Annotated in this window: 1 protein-coding gene; it reads left to right on the top strand. The window is 73.4% G+C overall.

What is annotated here, in order from left to right; genetic code table 11:
- On the top strand, nt 1–1,333 hold a 1,333-nt coding region (locus tag HW445_RS31180; RefSeq protein ID WP_180224136.1), incomplete at both ends, for a hypothetical protein.

Raw genomic sequence — 1,333 nt, 5'->3', positions numbered from 1 at the left:
CCTGCACCGCCCCGCTGCACGACCTGGACGCGCGCAAGGTCAACCTCTCGGGAGAGTTCACGGTCTACGGCATGGCCGAGGTGGCGCTCGCCGCCATCGACCTGGTCACCCTCACCATGGACTTCGACACCGGCGCCGACCACGAGCAGATCGTCGCCCGCCTCACCCCCCGCGTCGCGGCCCAGGCCCCCCGCCGTCCCACCGCCGAGCACGAGCGGGTGGCCCGCTGGGTGCTGGAGAGCCTGATCAACGTCGGCAGCGTGGACCGCGGCTTCCGGGCCGTCTACGGCACCTTCACCGCCGACGGCGTCTACGTGCGCCGCGACTACGACTTCAAGCTGATCGAGGAGGTGCCCGGCCCCGGTGGTGGCGTCTACCTGCGCACCACCGACGAGGCGGTGAACGTCCTGGTCGGCGCCCTCGACACCGACGTCACCAGCGCGCAGATCGCCGCCGAGGTCAAGCTCGAGGTGCTGATCAACCGCGGTCGCCTCGCCGACGCCCAGCTCGCCGCCGAGCAGGCCCGCTACCGCACCGTCCAGTACTCCGAGACGCTGCGCCGTGCGCTGGAGGCCACCCGGCGCAACGTCCGCGCCGTGGACTGGCTGAACACCGTGCCCGACATGATCGCCGAGGCGCTGGACCACGTCGCCGACCGCTACCGGCACGAGAACGCGATCCTCACCAACATCCGCAAGGCTCGCGACGAGTCCGAGGACCCCTCGCAGAAGCGCCGGGCCGCCGAGCTGGTGGACATCGTCAAGGACTGCATCCGCCGTCACACCCAGCTCCAGTCCCGGCTGCTGGAGGCCGGCCCGCTGTTCCGCGCCGAGCAGGACCGCCAGGCCTTCGCCGCCCCCGCCCGCACCGCCGGCACCGACCTCTACGGTCAGCTCCTCGCGCCCGTCCTGCCGCTGCCGGTCGAACAGTCGATCCGGGTGACGGACGCCTTCTTCGCGCACGGCACCGGCCTGCGCACCCCCGGCTCGGTCCGGCTCGGCGACCTGGTCGACCTGCTGCTCACCCCGCCGGCCGAGCGGGAGCACCTGGGCGCCGAGATGCCCGAGCCCGACCTGATCGCCACTCCGGACGACAGCCGGTTCAGCGAGGAGCAGCTGGGCGCCGCCACCGAGCTGCTCGACCTGCCGCCCGACGCGCCCCGCCGCCTGTCCGGTCTGCTCGCCGACGCCCGGCGCCGGGACCCCGACCTGCCCTACCTGGTCGCCCTGCTCGCGATCCACGCCGCCAGTCCGCCGGTCGGCACGGCCTACCGGCAGGGCGAGCCACGCCTGTTGTTCGCGGTGGACGACGGCACCGAGCTGGACGACCCCGA

The sequence above is a fragment of the Streptomyces sp. UH6 genome (assembly GCF_013421635.1).
Taxonomy (GTDB): domain Bacteria; phylum Actinomycetota; class Actinomycetes; order Streptomycetales; family Streptomycetaceae; genus Streptomyces; species Streptomyces abyssomicinicus.
The sequence above is the reverse complement of the archived record's forward strand: the minus strand, read 5'-3'. Positions and strand labels throughout refer to the sequence as shown.